The organism is Vibrio plantisponsor (assembly GCF_013041605.1).
GTDB classification, from domain to species: Bacteria; Pseudomonadota; Gammaproteobacteria; order Enterobacterales; family Vibrionaceae; genus Vibrio; species Vibrio plantisponsor.
The window spans coordinates 333,488-349,601 of sequence record NZ_JABEQC010000002.1 but is presented as its reverse complement, the minus strand read 5'-3'; the positions used below and the strand labels follow the sequence as shown (position 1 = coordinate 349,601).

General features: G+C 43.4%; 16 protein-coding genes. 4 read left to right on the top strand and 12 right to left on the bottom strand.

The annotated features are described in order from the left end of the window. Positions 1–76: 76 nt before the first annotated feature. The 12 genes from HKI82_RS04925 to HKI82_RS04870 all read right to left on the bottom strand — a co-directional run bounded on the left by HKI82_RS04925 (position 77) and on the right by HKI82_RS04870 (position 12,110). Complete coding sequence (locus HKI82_RS04925; protein WP_171137360.1) at positions 77–1,630, bottom strand: sensor domain-containing diguanylate cyclase; 1,554 nt, start codon at positions 1,628–1,630, stop codon at positions 77–79. 52 nt (positions 1,631–1,682) lie between these two features. Next, positions 1,683–2,426 carry a YggN family protein gene (locus tag HKI82_RS04920; RefSeq protein WP_171137359.1) on the bottom strand — a complete coding sequence of 248 codons (744 nt, stop codon included), beginning with the start codon at positions 2,424–2,426 and terminating at the stop codon, positions 1,683–1,685. Between the two features lie 185 nt (positions 2,427–2,611). Further along, positions 2,612–3,679: a DNA polymerase IV gene (dinB, locus tag HKI82_RS04915; RefSeq protein ID WP_258004221.1), complete on the bottom strand. Its 1,068-nt coding sequence runs from the start codon at positions 3,677–3,679 to the stop codon at positions 2,612–2,614. Positions 3,680–4,079: 400 nt separating this feature from the next. Further along, positions 4,080–4,313, bottom strand: coding sequence for a (Na+)-NQR maturation NqrM (nqrM, locus tag HKI82_RS04910; protein WP_042480206.1), 234 nt, complete (start codon positions 4,311–4,313; stop codon positions 4,080–4,082). A 19-nt stretch (positions 4,314–4,332) separates the two neighbouring features. Beyond that, complete coding sequence (locus tag HKI82_RS04905; RefSeq protein ID WP_102940385.1) at positions 4,333–5,340, bottom strand: FAD:protein FMN transferase; 1,008 nt, start codon at positions 5,338–5,340, stop codon at positions 4,333–4,335. Positions 5,341–5,483: 143 nt separating this feature from the next. After that, entirely contained in the window at positions 5,484–6,707 is a 1,224-nt protein-coding gene (gene nqrF / locus HKI82_RS04900; RefSeq protein WP_102940386.1) for an NADH:ubiquinone reductase (Na(+)-transporting) subunit F, read from the bottom strand. 33 nt (positions 6,708–6,740) lie between these two features. Beyond that, positions 6,741–7,337: an NADH:ubiquinone reductase (Na(+)-transporting) subunit E gene (nqrE, locus tag HKI82_RS04895; protein ID WP_102940387.1), complete on the bottom strand. Its 597-nt coding sequence runs from the start codon at positions 7,335–7,337 to the stop codon at positions 6,741–6,743. Between the two features lie 7 nt (positions 7,338–7,344). Beyond that, a complete protein-coding gene (locus HKI82_RS04890; protein ID WP_102940388.1) occupies positions 7,345–7,977 on the bottom strand; it encodes an NADH:ubiquinone reductase (Na(+)-transporting) subunit D in 633 nt (210 codons plus the stop codon). Then, positions 7,977–8,744 carry a Na(+)-translocating NADH-quinone reductase subunit C gene (locus tag HKI82_RS04885; protein ID WP_102940389.1) on the bottom strand — a complete coding sequence of 256 codons (768 nt, stop codon included), beginning with the start codon at positions 8,742–8,744 and terminating at the stop codon, positions 7,977–7,979. Before HKI82_RS04885 ends, HKI82_RS04890 begins: the two co-directional genes overlap by 1 nt. Next, positions 8,734–9,978, bottom strand: a complete 1,245-nt coding sequence (locus HKI82_RS04880; protein ID WP_171137358.1) for an NADH:ubiquinone reductase (Na(+)-transporting) subunit B — start codon at positions 9,976–9,978, stop codon at positions 8,734–8,736. Before HKI82_RS04880 ends, HKI82_RS04885 begins: the two co-directional genes overlap by 11 nt. Positions 9,979–9,983: 5 nt before the next feature. Further along, positions 9,984–11,324, bottom strand: coding sequence for a Na(+)-translocating NADH-quinone reductase subunit A (locus tag HKI82_RS04875; RefSeq protein ID WP_102940511.1), 1,341 nt, complete (start codon positions 11,322–11,324; stop codon positions 9,984–9,986). 483 nt (positions 11,325–11,807) lie between these two features. Further along, a complete protein-coding gene (locus tag HKI82_RS04870; protein ID WP_171137357.1) occupies positions 11,808–12,110 on the bottom strand; it encodes a BolA/IbaG family iron-sulfur metabolism protein in 303 nt (100 codons plus the stop codon). Between the two features lie 184 nt (positions 12,111–12,294). Between HKI82_RS04870 and HKI82_RS04865 the strand changes: the two genes are divergently transcribed. From HKI82_RS04865 to HKI82_RS04850, 4 genes are read left to right on the top strand one after another with little or no spacing between them, the layout of a single operon-like run. Continuing rightward, complete coding sequence (locus HKI82_RS04865; protein ID WP_102940512.1) at positions 12,295–13,425, top strand: methyltransferase; 1,131 nt, start codon at positions 12,295–12,297, stop codon at positions 13,423–13,425. A gap of 57 nt (positions 13,426–13,482) precedes the next feature. Further along, positions 13,483–14,058, top strand: a complete 576-nt coding sequence (locus HKI82_RS04860; RefSeq protein ID WP_102940392.1) for a YajG family lipoprotein — start codon at positions 13,483–13,485, stop codon at positions 14,056–14,058. Positions 14,059–14,086: 28 nt separating this feature from the next. Beyond that, complete coding sequence (locus tag HKI82_RS04855) at positions 14,087–14,635, top strand: peptidylprolyl isomerase (protein WP_102940513.1); 549 nt, start codon at positions 14,087–14,089, stop codon at positions 14,633–14,635. Positions 14,636–14,686: 51 nt separating this feature from the next. Beyond that, entirely contained in the window at positions 14,687–16,072 is a 1,386-nt protein-coding gene (locus tag HKI82_RS04850) for an AmpG family muropeptide MFS transporter (RefSeq protein WP_102940393.1), read from the top strand. Positions 16,073–16,114: the final 42 nt, after the last annotated feature.

The window sequence follows — 16,114 nt, the reverse complement described above, 5'->3', positions numbered from 1 at the left end:
TTGACTAGTGACACAATAAACACCAGTACAGTTTGCTGCTTTAATAAACAATTAATTGGCATTTATTGCGTAATAATTAATTTACACCGATTAAATGAACAGAACACTTGTTGAAATCTTGTACAACGTACTGATCTCGGCCGTTCTTCTTAGCCAAATACAACGCCTGATCAGCCTGATGAAACAATTCTTGATAATAAGCCATTGTCGGTTTTTCGATTTGAATACCGCCGATACTGATCGACAAAAATTCACGCCCTGCGACTGGGATATATGGATGTGGGATTCTTAGATTATGAACTGCTTCTTTCAACTTCTGACCATATTCACTGAGATCAAGAGGCTCATCACTGGCGAAGACAACACAAAACTCTTCTCCTCCAAAACGGGCAACTATTTTGTCTCCTTTGTACTTAATCGCTTCCAGTGCCTTAGCAACAGCCTTTAATGCATTGTCACCATCCATATGGCTTAGATTATCGTTGTACAGTTTGAAGTAATCGACATCCACCAAATAGAGTGCAATATGGCTAAAGTGGTAGTCATCAATAAAAGCCGTCAAACGACTTTTTAAATGGCGGCGATTAGATAGCTCCGTCAGCGGATCATGTTCGGACTGCCAACGCAGTTCTCGTCGGCTTACCTCTAAATCATTCATGATTTTGTTGATACTTCGAGCAAATCCTTTCATCTCCTTTGAAATGAAATAAGACTCATCGGGAATGAAACCACCTTGTGCTTGAAACTTCTCCAATACCAGATTGGCGTTAGTGATGGGCTTGACTAAAGACTTAGCCAACAGAAGATTGATGAAATAGAACATGATGGAAAAAGCCAAAAGTGCAAACACCTCTTCCCAAACAATAAAGCTTGGAATTTTGACTCGATGGTAAACCTTTATCACCACGCCGGAATTACCGCTGTAATCCAACTTAGAGATATAAGAAATATTCTCGATAGGATGAAGATTTAAGGTGTTACTTTCATTCACCAAAATATCAATCTGAATACCCGTCGCTTTATGCACCTCTTCCGCAAACTTCTTAGACAGCTTCTTAAAAAAGATCACATAACCCTTGTCGCAAGCTGTCGCATCACTCATACAAACTCGAGTGGTTGCAGCAAAATACGGCTCATGGTCAATAACAATGAAGCGAACTATCGCTTTGACAAAATTGGTATCAAGCTTCTTAGCTTCATTAAGGATGGTTGGGAAGTATTGCGTATAACGATCATCGTCGACCAGAATATTGGTGGTCACATCCAGTGTTTTACCCCATACGAAGGTTTTATCCGGTGCGAAGACAAAAAAACCATTAATGACTTGTGAGGTATAAGAATGAACACCTATGCTGTCTTCAACAAACTCCTCATTTGGAGACTGAATGAAATCAACCATGTCGTCCCACGCCGCATAGTCAACCATCGAATCCCCAAGTTTTAGTTGGGCGAATTCTATAATAGTTTCAACACGTTCGATTTCCTCTGCCTGTAGTTCTTCAGCTTGAGTAACATGACGATCGTAGGTCCAGATATATTTAAACCCGAGATAACAGGCAACAAAGCAAACCACCACAGATATAGCGGTAAATATCGTTATCCAACGAACACTAATATTGTTAAAAATCATCTCACCTACAAACACTACAAAGTAAAAGGAGCGCTTAATGCGCTCCTTTAGTTTAGATCGTAAATACTTGGTAGTTCTTTAGTTCAGGTATCTTTTTGTGCAATTCTTGCTCCTGCTCAACAATATCATCAAGGGATTCACACAGTTCTTTGCCTTCTTTTTCCACCGTAGCCTCATGCTCTCTCAAACGGGCTTCGAACTTCGCAGTTAGTTCACTCATGGTGTTGCCCAGTTCGGTCAGGTTTATCCCACCGCCCTGTTTCATCTTTTCAGATACTGCATCAAACGCGCTGGAGAAAAACTCCTGACTAAACATTGCTTTTGCTTTTTCAAAATCCTGTTGCCATTGCTGAGTCATAGATTCAAAGGTATTGGCGGGTAAAACGAAGTCTTCACCTTGGTAATAACGGCTTTCTACATCAGCAAAAAAATCTTTCATAGACTGCTTAACACCTTCAAATGCATTTGGTGCATCAAGGCTTGCTGCAACATCGTCTAGTAGGTCACTGGCAACATCCATTCCTTTCTGAGCTAACTCTTTCGCACGAGGAACTGCCGAACTGACACTTTCTCGGTAAGATTGGATTGCTTGTTGTTGAGAGCTGTCTAATTCAATTTGTTCACCATGAAGATAAAGACGGTTGCTACCATCCATCACAGCGGTATCGCCACTGGTTGTATGAATTTCAACACTGGAACCACTTAGATGAACTTCATTTTGCACATCGATCTTACATTGAGCAGCCCAAACAGAAGAGCTACACAGTAACGCAGCTAATAAAATTGTCTTTTTCATACCTGTCTCTCAGGTCTTGTGACCTTTAGAAATTAAATTTTGCTTAACAATATCGAATGTTGATTAGTGATACGTTAATGCCGTGTCAGTTATTATGCCCAAAGAGCTTGCCGTTGCAGATTTAGAGTAAATGGAACGCTTAAATACTCGCGTATCTTAAGCTAAATCAAGCTATAGAAAAAAGCTTAAAAGAAACTGAGCTGTTTAGATTGTTCTTCTGGTTTTAACATCACAGACAGCCCCAACAAGCGGATCTCTCGTCCTTTCTGACGTTTGAGAACATCACTGAGTAACTGCCTGAAATCATCCAGCTCCAACTGCGGGTGAATATGTTCTATGGTCGTAAGCTGAAAATCTGCGAACTTTACCTTAATCCCCTGTTTAATGATCGCTTTATCCGGACTCGCTTTTGATAAGCGAATATCGAGCTCAGGAAACAGCTTCCCTTCGATGACTTGCCAACACTCTTCATATGTCGAAATATTCTGACTGAAAGTACGCTCTACCCCTACAGACTTGCGCTCTCGTTCTACTACCACTTCCCGATTATCAATCCCATGACTCTTTTTCCATAACGATGCACCTAAGCGGCCAAACTTTCTCAGTAACTCACGGTAGTCACTGTTCTTGATATCTTCACAAAGAAAAAAGCCAGCTTGATGGAGCTTTTCTAAACTCACCTTCCCGACTCCGGGAATTTTCTCTAACGGCAACTTATCAACGGTAGATTGCACCTCTTCCGGCGTAACCACAAACTGACCGTTAGGTTTATTGATATCAGAAGCGACTTTAGCCAAGAATTTTATCGGCGCGACTCCCGCTGATGCCGTGAGTTCAAGCTCATTCCAAATGTCTCTGCGAATTGCCTGAGCGATCAACGTGGCACTTCCATGGCAGAGTTCGACATCGGTAACATCCAGAAAAGCTTCATCTAAGGATAGCGGTTCAATGATTGAGGTATAGCGCTGGAAAATGGCGTGAATTTTACGTGATACATCTTTATATACCGACATTCTACCGGGCACCACCAAGAGCTGAGGACACAACTTCAAAGCTTGAGCCGTTGGCATAGCAGAACGGACGCCAAATTTGCGCGCCTCATAATTACAGGTACTCAGAACCCCTCTTTGTTTCTCATGCCCACCGACAGCTAGCGGCCTGCCGCGATATTGCGGGTTATCACGCATCTCTACTGCGGCATAAAAACAATCCATATCAATATGAATGATTTTTCTCGTCGATTCTTGTTCCACACGCCACCAGACAACTGTACATAAATACAGTTATTGTAGAACCAATTTAAGCAAAACGAAAACAACTTTCTTACCCTGACAAAATACCGACACATAATCATCTTATTCCTACATATGCCAATTCTGTTCTCATGTATAAAAGGCCCCCTCGGCATCGATTTCAATCAAGGCAAAGTGATCAAATACACCATCAGTAGCGGTGCCAAATCCATGAAAGGTACCCTTGATGAGCAGATAAAAGTCGCGGATATGCGTCCTTACAATGCCAAAGAAGGTGGGCGAAACCAACTGGTTAGCGCCTAAAATCTAACGCCTGTTATCTAATGCCTCAGACCATACTCAAACAAAAAGGGTTCTATCTAACGATAGAACCCTTTTTTATTCAAAACTGCTGACACGTTTACGCGATGCGGTCTTTTTCCCAAGCAGCCAATTTCTCAGCTCTTGCAGCTTCACGAGCTTCTCGCTTTTTGCGTGCGTCACATGGCTCAGGACAATTACACACTTTCTCAATGCCAACTGCACCTAAACCACCACAGCTGCCTTTGACGACTTTTTTCTGGAAAATATAGCCGACCGCCATTGCTGCGATAACAGCCAGAAAGACGCCGAAAGTAATCAGAAACGTACTCATAATGACAAACTCACTTCTGCTATTTGCGGTTTAAGAATGGTTTGAATGCGCTTGAGAAGACTTCTTCAAAACCGTCATCCGTTTTCACAATCATAAACACAGGAATGTTATTTTGCTCTGCTATCTCAATGCCTTTGACTTCGCCTAGCACCATTAACCCCGTTGCAAGACCATCCGCTGTCATACAGGATTTATCTAATACAGTTACCGATACAACACGGTTGTTAATTGGGCGACCTGTTTGAGGATTAATAATATGCGAGTAACGCACACCATCACGCTCAAAGTAGTTACGATAGTCACCAGAAGTAGCAATCGCATAGTCACCCGGTTCGATGACCTCTTGAATCGTGCGTTCATCCACTGTCGGTTTTTCTACCGCGATACGCCAGCCAACACCTTCACGATTGACACCTTTCAATCGGATTTCGCCACCGACTTCCACCATGTAATTCGCAACACCCTGAGATTCAATATAGTCAGCAACCACATCCACACCCCAACCTTTGGCAATTGTCGAAAGGTCAACGTACAAATGAGGAAGGTCTTTACTCAGCATGTTGCCTTCAACACTCAAATGCTCAATACCGATGTTCGCTTTACGCTCAGCTAGCTCTTCATCGGTAGGAACCACTTCAGGACGCGCTTCTGGGCCAAATCCCCATAAGTTAACCAATGGACCAACAGTGACATCAAGAGCACCTAGGGTCACGCCATTAAGACGAATCGCTTCACGCACCACAGTTGCTGTCTGAGGTGAAACTTCAAACGGAGTTGTCTCTTGAAACTGGTTAAAACGGCTAAGCTCTGACGTTTTACGGTACGTTGACATCTGGTCGTTTACTTCTTCAAGTAAGCGGTCGATCTCTTTGTGCAAGTCTTCAGAAGACGGAATACCATCTTGTTGAAGATACTTAATGTTGTATGTGGTGCCCATCGTTGGGCCGCTTAAATGAACTTGCTCGACTGGTTTTTCACAACCAGCTAAAAGCAATAAAGAAGCTAATGCAACAAGCCAAGTTTTCACTTGTTTACTCCTATAGAGATAAGTAGATATAGAGAATCCATGTGTTATTAAGCACATAAACCTTACGAGATTCTCTATACAAACTTCAAAAAATTATGGCTGACTCAAATGAGTCAGCCATTAAATCAGACGCTTAGCGGAGATTAACCACCGAAGTCATCCAACAAGATGTTTTCATCTTCTACACCAAGATCTTTCAGCATGCCGATAACAGCTGCGTTCATCATCGGTGGACCACACATGTAGTATTCACAATCTTCAGGAGCTTCGTGATCCTTCAGATAGTTTTCATACAATACGTTGTGGATGAAGCCTGTGTAACCATCCCAGTTATCTTCTGGTTGCGGGTCAGATAGCGCACAATGCCATACGAAGTTGTCATTTTCAGCCGCTAGGCCGTCAAAGTCTTCCACGTAGAACATTTCACGCTTAGAACGAGCACCGTACCAGTAAGACATCTTACGCTTGGATTTCAGACGTTTTAGCTGATCGAAGATGTGTGAACGCATTGGAGCCATACCAGCACCACCACCCACAAACACCATTTCAGCATCTGTATCTTTCGCGAAGAACTCACCAAATGGACCAGAAATCGTACATTTATCACCAGCTTTTAGAGACCAAATGTACGAAGACATTTGACCCGGTGGTACGTTTGGATTGTTTGGCGGCGGAGTCGCGATACGTACGTTTAGCATAATAATGCCGAACTCTTCAGGGTAGTTCGCCATAGAGTATGCACGAATGATATCTTCATCTACCTTAGACTCGTAGCGGAACAGGTTAAACTTGTCCCAGTCGCCACGGTACTCTTCAGGCACATCGTAATCCGCGTATTTAACGTGGTGAGCAGGAGCTTCAATCTGGATGTAACCACCAGCACGGAAAGGTACTGATTCGCCATCTGGAATTTGTAGCTTAAGCTCTTTGATGAATGTCGCTTTGTTATCGTTAGAGATAACCGTACATTCCCACTTCTTAACACCGAAGATCTCTTCTGGAAGTTCGATCTCCATGTCAGTTTTCACTGCAACCTGACATGCTAGACGCTCACCTTCACGAGCTTCACCTTTAGTAATATGGTCAAGCTCAGTCGGTAGAATATCACCACCGCCAGATTTAATTTTTACGCGACACTGACCACAAGAGCCACCGCCACCACATGCCGATGACACGAATACGCCAGAACTCGCCAAAGCGCCAAGAAGCTTGCCGCCTGGAGAAGTAACGATCGATTTGTCTGCATCGCCATTGATTGAGATTGTAATGTCACCTGTTGGTACTAGCTTAGATTTAGCGAAAAGAATCACTAGAACTAGCGCTAGAACAATCAGAGTAAACATCACTACACCAAGAATAATGTCCATTGACTATTCCTTAATTGTTGCGGTTTACCCGTCTTACAGTTGAACACCAGAGAATGACATAAAGCCAAGCGCCATTAGACCAGCAGTGATAAAGGTAATACCTAGACCACGAAGACCTGGAGGCACATCTGAATACTTCATTTTCTCACGGATACCTGCAAGAGCGACGATAGCTAGCATCCAGCCCAAACCTGAACCGAAACCGTATACTACAGACTCTCCGAAGTTGTAATCACGCTGAACCATGAAAGATACACCACCAAAGATTGCACAGTTAACTGTGATCAGTGGTAGGAAGATACCTAACGCGTTGTACAGAGGTGGGAAGAAACGGTCTAAGATCATTTCTAGAATCTGTACTAATGCAGCGATTACACCGATAAAGGTAATGAAGTTAAGGAAACTTAAATCCACACCTTCAGCAAGCGCATCTGGTTTAAGAACGAGGTTGTAAACTAGGTTGTTCACAGGAACAGAAATGGTTAATACCACTGTTACCGCAATACCTAGACCAAATGATGTCTTAACTTTCTTCGATACCGCCAAGAAGGTACACATACCCAAGAAGAAAGACAGTGCCATGTTCTCGATGAAAATCGATTTCACCAGCAAACTAATATAATGTTCCATGACAACCTTACTCCTTCGCTTCTACTTGTTCAGGCTTGAAGGTACGAATCGCCCAAATCATAAATCCGATCAGGAAGAATGCAGAAGGTGCTAATAGCATCAAACCGTTTGGCTGGTACCAACCGCCATCTTTAATAAGAGGCAGTACTTCCATACCAAATAGCTTGCCAGAACCTAGAAGCTCACGGAAGAAACCAACACTGATAAGTACGAAACCGTAACCTAGACCGTTACCAATACCATCGATGAAAGACGGGATTGGGGCAGACTTCATTGCAAATGCTTCTGCACGACCCATTACGATACAGTTCGTAATGATAAGGCCAACGAATACTGAAAGCTGTTTAGATATATCGTATAGATATGCTTTCAGAATTTGGTCTACCACGATTACCAAAGATGCGATAACAGCCATCTGAACGATGATACGTACGCTGCTTGGAATGTGGTTACGGATTAGTGAAACGAAGAAGTTCGACAATGCAGTTACAAACGTTACTGCAAGAGTCATAACGAAAGCCGTCTCTAGTTTGGTAGTCACTGCTAGAGCAGAACATACACCAAGAACTTGTAGCGCGATTGGGTTGTTATCCAACACTGGCGCTAGAATGCTCTTTTTAAGATCTTTTGCGCTAGACATTAGTTAAGACCTCCGTCACGAACTTTTGCTAGGAAAGGACCAAAGCCCATATCACCTAACCAGAAGTCAAATGTATGTTGAACACCATTACTGGTTAGCGTTGCACCTGAAAGAGCATCAACACCATGCTCAGAACCTTGTGGTGCGCCACCTTTTACAACTTTAATTGCAGGTTTATGGTTCTCATCGAACAGTTTCTTACCTACAAATTGAGCACGCCAGTTAGGGTTTTCAACTTCACCACCCAATCCAGGAGTTTCGCCTTGTTCATAGTAAGTGATGCCAGAAACTGTATTACCATCAGTTTCAACCGCAACGAATGCGTACATCATAGACCATAGGCCGTTACCGTGAATTGGTAAAATTACTTTAGACACTTGGTCGCCATCTTTAACAAGATAAACGATACCTGTGTTTGAGCGACGAATAATCTTCGCTACGTCTTGCTCTGATGAAAGTTTAACTGAAGTTGCATTATCTTTTGCTGCTTTACGCTGGTCAAAAGTTGCTGCATTACCGTCAATAAAATCACCAGTATTTAGGTCAACTAGACGAGGTTCGATGTACTTAGAGTACAATTCAGGAACCTTACCTTGCTCAGTGATACCTGCTACTTGAACGATCTTGCTTTGCTTATCAAGCACAGCATTCGCTTTTTGCTTGTCTCGCAGGCCAACAGCCGCTGTCGATACGATGATTGAGCACACTAGGCTCAATGCGATAACAACAAACAGCGTTTTCTTAATGCTATCGTTATTACTTGCCATAGCGCGATAATCTCCGCTTGATGTTTTTCTCTACCACAACATGGTCGAACAGAGGAGCAAACAGGTTAGCGAATAGAATCGCTAGCATCATGCCTTCTGGGTACGCTGGGTTAACCACACGGATTAGTACACACATAGCACCAATCAAAATACCGTATGCCCACTTACCTTTATCTGTAAACGACGCTGATACTGGGTCCGTTGCCATGAAGAACATACCGAATGCGAAGCCACCTAGAACTAGGTGCCAATGCCAAGGCATGTTGAACATCATGTTGGTTTCAGAACCAATCACGTTGAACAACGTAGAAAGAGCAATCATACCGATCATCACACCAGCGATAATGCGCCATGAAGCAATACCCATGTAAACGATGAATGCCGCACCGATTGCTAGAGCAAGCGTAGACACTTCACCAATTGAACCTGGGATATTACCAATGAATGCATCCATCCAAGTGATTGCTTCACCTGTTGCAGCGTTCATCAGAGCACCGCTACCACCTTGAGTCCATTGACTAAGAGCAGTTGCGCCTGAGAAACCGTCCGCAGCGGTCCACACTAAATCACCAGAGATTTGAGCTGGGTATGCAAAGAATAGGAATGCACGACCTGCTAGAGCTGGGTTTAGGAAGTTACGACCAGTACCACCAAATACTTCTTTCGCCACAACAACACCGAAGGTAATACCTAGCGCTGCTTGCCATAGAGGTAGAGTTGGTGGAACGATCAATGCGAAAAGAATCGAAGTTACAAAGAAACCTTCGTTAACTTCGTGCTTACGCACCATACAGAACAACACTTCCCAGAAACCACCAACAATAAATACTGTTGCGTAGATTGGAAGGAAGTATGTTGCACCCAACAGCATTTTACTGCCCCAACCTGCATCAGACGACATAGTGCCGCCTAGCATTTCAGTCAGCCAGTAATGCCAGTTACCATCAATGATGGTTGCAAGTTGATCACTTGCGTACAAGTGATGAAGTGCAGAGATAGCTTGACCACCTGCGTTATACATACCCCAGAACATTGCTGGGAACACAGCTAACCAAACCATGATCATGATACGTTTTAAGTCAACGCTATCACGGACATGAGCGCCTCTCTTTGTCACAAGACCCGGCGTGTAAAACAGAGTTGCAGCAGCTTCATACAAAGCAAACCATTTCTCGTGTTTACCACCTGGTTCAAAGTGATGCTCGATGTCTTCAAGAAACTTTTTAAGGCCCATGAAAATTACCCTTCTTTCTCAATCTTATCGAGGCATTCACGAAGTAACGGACCGTACTCGTATTTACCAGGACATACAAAGGTACACAATGCTAGATCTTCTTCATCAAGTTCTAGTGCGCCAAGGCGTACTGCACTATCAGCGTCACCAGCACACAGATCACGAAGCAACAGAGTTGGCTCCATATCTAGCGGCATAACTTTTTCATAGTTACCAATTGGCACCATTGCGCGATCACTACCATTAGTCGTCGTTGTCATGTTGAACAACTGACCTTTGAATAAGTGACCCAAGAATGAGCGAGTAACAGAGAACTTGTTCTTACCAGGCATAGCCCAACCAAACAGTTCTTTTTCACGACCTTCGCGAAGAACAGAAACCTGTAAATGGTAACGACCTAAGTAAGCGTGTGGACCTGAAGCTTTAGTACCAGTCAGTACTGAGCCAGAGATCACGCGAACTTCGCCAGGCATCATTTCGCTATCCGTAAGTTGCTCTAGGCTTGCACCTAACACTGTACGAATCAGTCGAGGATTGTTTACGACAGGGCCAGCAAGAGAAATAACACGCTCGCTGTATAACTCACCAGTAAGGAACAATTTACCGACAGCGATAACGTCCTGGTAGTTAATGTACCATGCCACATTTTCTGCATTGACAGGATGCAGGAAATGCATGTGTGTACCAGCTAAACCTGCTGGGTGAGGGCCGTCAAAGACATGTTCTTCAACATTAGACTGAGTTGAGCGTGGTAAGCTAGTACCTTTTTTACAAACGTACACTTTACCGTCAGTCAAAGCTGAAAGTACATCAAGACCAGCAACGAAGGCTTCCGAATTGTCGTTGATGATAACCGTCGGCTCTGCTGCTAATGGATTAGTATCCATGGCAGTAACAAAAATAGCCTTAGTCGTCGAATCAACTGCAGGAACCTTGCTGAACGGACGAGTACGCAGCGATGTCCAAAGACCAGAATCAACCAATTGAGTTTTCACCGCTTCGCGGTCAAGACTGCTTAATTGATTCGCTTCAAACTTGTCGAACGTCACTTGGTCATCACCTGCAACTTCAATCACTACAGATTGAAGTACACGTTTTGCACCACGATTAATTTCAACAACTTTACCGCTGACTGGCGAAGTAAATTTCACTCCCGGATTCTTCTTATCTTCAAAAAGAACTTGAGCTTTCTTTACTTCATCACCTACGCGAACATGCATAGTAGGACGCATGCCGACGTACTCTTCGCCAAGCAAGGCGACTTTGTTGATGGCTTTGCCATCATTAATCACCTGGGAAGGAGTTCCTGCGATAGGAAGGTCCAAACCCTTTTTTATTGTAATCATACGCACTTGCACTACTTTATCGGGAAAAAGATTCATTCATTGCGCAAATTCGAGGCGGTGGTCATCCGTACTTCGACAGGAAGTGTGTAATGACAAAACTAAACCGTCTCTAGACACGACATTATTATATCTGTCCGCCTTGGTTATTTAATCACCAAAAGCGCAACATACTTTTAAAAATCACATTACAGATTTGAGATGAGATTTATCAAGGGCGGTAGTTTAGCACCTTTTACGAATACGATGCCATTCAAGATCTCTAGATTCGTGATTTTATTTGGGCACAAATTCGCTTAAAAGGCGCATTAATAATCATTATTTTGATATGTCGCACAATTATTTTCACCACCTGAATATAAGGGTTATTTTTTGCAATTTTTTTTGAAAAAAATTGTTTTCAGCCCCTTTATAGAATGGTGACTGTTTTAAAATTGTTAAACAATCATCCAAAATAAGAGCAATTAATGAGCCCTTATCTCATCACTATCCCCCCAAGCACATCGGACTATCTGGTGCTTTTTTCTTCAACTCATCCCACTCTTGTGGTGTGTAAGTATGTATCGCTAGAGCATGAATATGGTTGCTTAACTCTTCCGACAAAGTCTGATTGACTTGACGGTGACGCATAATCAAACGCTGCCCTTCAAAGCTCGAAGTAACAATCACTACTTTAAAGTGACTCTCTGAGCCGGGTGCCACATTATGCACATAGCTTTCATTCACAACCTGCAGATAATCGGGTTGAAATGTATCTTGCAGCTTAGTCTCAATGACTTGTTGAATCATAATGCTCCCTTCTTTCACACACTGATATAACAAAACCAACAAACAGTTTACTTTGGCGAGCTTTGCTTTGACAAACACAAACCATAGGTTCGACCAACAAATTGCCAGCGAAAGGTTTATGTTTCTTGATCATCGAGCATCTGAGACAATAATAGTGTCTTTAAAACTATCAATTAAACCGAATATGAAAACTGAGCTTTCGCTATTTGAACGCACGCTAACATTTCATCGCTTCCCTATTCGTAACAATGAGCTTCTACAAGCTTGGGATGCGGGTGATGAGTACTTGATCTCACACATTGAAGAACTAGAGCTAACCTCATCAAAACGCATTTTGATTTTAAACGATTCGTTCGGCGCTCTCAGTTGCTGGTTTTCTGCGCAGCACCAAGTGTTCATGATGAGTGATTCTTTCATTGCTCACAAAGCAACACTGGAAAACTTAAAACGTAACTCTTGCAATGACGTGACACTTCTAAGCACCATGGATGAGATACCTAACGAAATCGATCTGGTGTTGATGCAAATCCCTCGAAATAACCGTCATCTGGTGTGGATTCTGAGTAAACTTCGTCAATCTGTAGACGAAAAATGCCCCATTATTTCTGTCAACAAAGCAAAAGAGATTCATTCTTCAACACTGCAGTTGTTTGAGAAGTATTTGGGAGACACTAAGACATCTCTGGCATGGAAAAAACACCGCTTAGTGTTTTCTTTTGCCAATTGCACACCAGTACCCAACGTGGATGAAGAAGTTCGATGGGAAGTCGAAAACGAGAAAATGAGTTTAGTGAATCTTCCCAACGTGTATTCTGGAGAGAGCCTCGACCAAGGCGCGCGCTTGCTACTTGAACATTTGCCGAGTGAAGACCTCACAGACTTCATCGATCTAGGTTGTGGCAATGGCGTGCTATCGATAAAACTGGCGCGGTTAAATCCTAATGCCTCGATTACTTGTGTTGACGAGAGCTTTATGGCGGTGGAAGCGGCCAGACGCAACTTGAACAACAATTTGCAAACACAACCTGAGATAACTTGCATCGCTAACAATTGTTTAGATGAGTTTGAAACTGAGAGCGCTTCGTTTATCGTATGCAATCCCCCTTTCCATCAACAACAAGCGATCACAGACCATATCGCATGGCAGATGTTCTGTGATTCAAAGCAAGTTCTTAAAAAAGGGGGCAAATTATTGGTTATCGGCAATCGCCACCTCGGATACGATATAAAACTTGCTCGCCTTTTCGGTCACACACAAGTAAAGACTGTCGCTAGCAACAATAAATTTGTTATCTTACAAGCTACTAAGTATTAGGGTCTGGTGACCTTAAGCATGTTCCTGACATGCCAAAACAAACGAAAGGAATTGACCATGAAAAAACTGGTTCTCGCAGCTTCTATTGCTTTATTGGCCGCTTGCTCTGCACCTCAACAGCAGCAGATAAGCCTAAACCCTACGGCTGTTTTAAGTAACAGTGATATTGTGACAAACAGCAAGTTCACTTTGGTTAGTAAAGACGTTCGCTCTGCGCAATATGTTGCTTTAGTCGATAGCGGCCGAAACAACATCGAACCTATTCATGCACGCCAAAACGTTCGTATCGCTTTGGAAAATGCACTTTCAAGCCAATTTGATTCTCAAGGCTTCACTATCACAGTTAACAGCGAAAACATGCTGACGCTTGAAATCCAAGAAGCCTTAGTGACTGTGACTCATACCATCATGGAAAATGAGATGAACGGTAAAGTTCTGCTACAACTGACCGCAGAAACACCAAAAGGTAAGTTAGTGAAGAGCTATACAGGTACAGCAAAACGTACCGGTGCTCTAAGCGCTTCAAATGAAGATATTGAACAAGTTCTGAACGATGTAGTGAACCTTGTTCTTAAAGAAATCGCAGCAGACACAGAACTACAAAACTACATGAAGGAGCGTTTCCATGGTTAAAAAACTATCCATGGTGAAAAGAATGTCCATGGTGAAAGGCTCTTTGGCAGCGCTCGCTATTGCAGCTAGCAGCTATGTTTGGGCAGGGCCTCAAGTTGAAGTTGAAACCACTTTAGGCACTTTCACCATTGAACTGAATGAAGAGCAAGCGCCAATCAGTGTTGCCAACTTCCTTCGCTACGTTGAAGACGGCAGTTATGTCGGTACTATCTTCCACCGCATCATCCCGGGCTTTATGGCACAAGGTGGCGGTTTCGATACCGACATGAAGCAAGTCAGCACCTATGCTCCAATTCAAAACGAAGCGAGCAACGGTTTACGCAATGACACCGCGACAATTGCTATGGCTCGTACCAACGACCCAAATTCAGCTACGCGTCAGTTCTATATCAACCTCGTTGATAACGATTTTCTGAACTACGGCCAACGCCCACCGGGCTACGCTGTGTTTGGTCAAGTAACTAAAGGTTTTGAAGTCGTTCAAAAGATGGCTCAACAACCTACTCGATCAATTGGCTACATGAAGGATGTTCCTGTAACACCTATCATCATCACCAACGCCACTCTGATTAAATAACACCTAAAGCTCCGATATATTCGGAGCTCTTTTTCCGACAAGGAAAGGTCCATGCAACAAGAAAATCAATCTCTCACTTGGGTTGAAACTATCCGCAGCTACTTCGATAAACGTCTGCTTTGGGTATTGATGCTCGGATGTTCCAGCGGTTTCCCTTGGGTGTTGATTGGCTCAAACATGTCTGGCTGGTTAAAAGATGCAGGTCTGACTCGAAGTGCCATTGGCTATTTCGGTAGTGTGTTTGCGGTTTACGCGATTAACTTTCTATGGGCACCCGCGGTTGACCGAGTCCGCTTACCGGTTCTGCACTCTCTTCTTGGGCAACGCCGCAGTTGGATACTCCTTTGTCAGGTTCTGATTTTAATCTGTACGTTGTTTATTGCTGGCGTAAACCCAGCGACAAACCTGATGCTGACATCCATGCTCGCCCTAGGTATTGCGATTGCTTCTGCAACTCAGGATATTGCGGTTGATGCGTTTCGTATTGATACCTTTCCGAAGTCGGAATCCAGTAAACTGCCACAAGCTTCTGCTATGGCAGTGATTGGTTGGTGGACAGGCTATTCGGTTCCCGGCTATCTGGCATTTATCAATGCTGATTCAATGGGCTGGAATGGTGTGTACTACGGCATGGCTGCCATCGTGGGCGTGTTGATTCTGTTTACCCTGCTGGTTGGCGAACCAAACACCAACCGTGAAGCGCTGCAGAAACAGGCTGAGCAACGACACAACAAAGTGGTCAACTCAAAGATATTGGCTTGGTTGAGTGTAACCGTACTGGAACCATTCATTGATTTCTTCCGCCGCAACGGTACTTCGGTTGCTATCACACTGTTGCTGTTCGTTTTCCTATTTAAGATTGGTGAAGCGTTCCTCGGCCGAATGTCTATCGCGTTTTACAAAGAAATCGGCTTCAGCAACGAACAGATTGGTTACTACTCCAAATTGATTGGCTGGGGTATTACTATGCTGTTTACCCTGCTTGGCAGTATGGTCAACGTACGCTTTGGTATTGTCCGCGGGTTGATGATTGGTGGTATCGCCATGTCAGCCAGTAACTTAATGTTCTCTTGGATTGCTCAGGTTGGTCCAAATGAACATCTGTTCCTTGCCACTATTATTGTCGATAACTTCACCACGGCATTTTCTACAGTCGCCTTCGTCTCCTTCTTAACAGTGATGACGGGGCAAGCCTTCTCTGCAACTCAATATGCTTTGCTAGCCTCATTAGGCAACTTCGGCCGCACCACACTGGCCTCATTCAGTGGCGAGCTGGCAGACTATTTAAATGACTGGTCGCTGTTCTTTATTCTGACCGCTTTGATGGTTATTCCAAGTTTGATCATGCTGTATACGCTGCGTCATTACTTTACAGACCTGTTAAACAAAGCAAGAGATCACAAAGAAGAACTGGTAGAAGAGAAAATTGTGAAATAAAAACAAGAGGGAACCTAAGGTTCCCTCTTTTGCATCCTATGA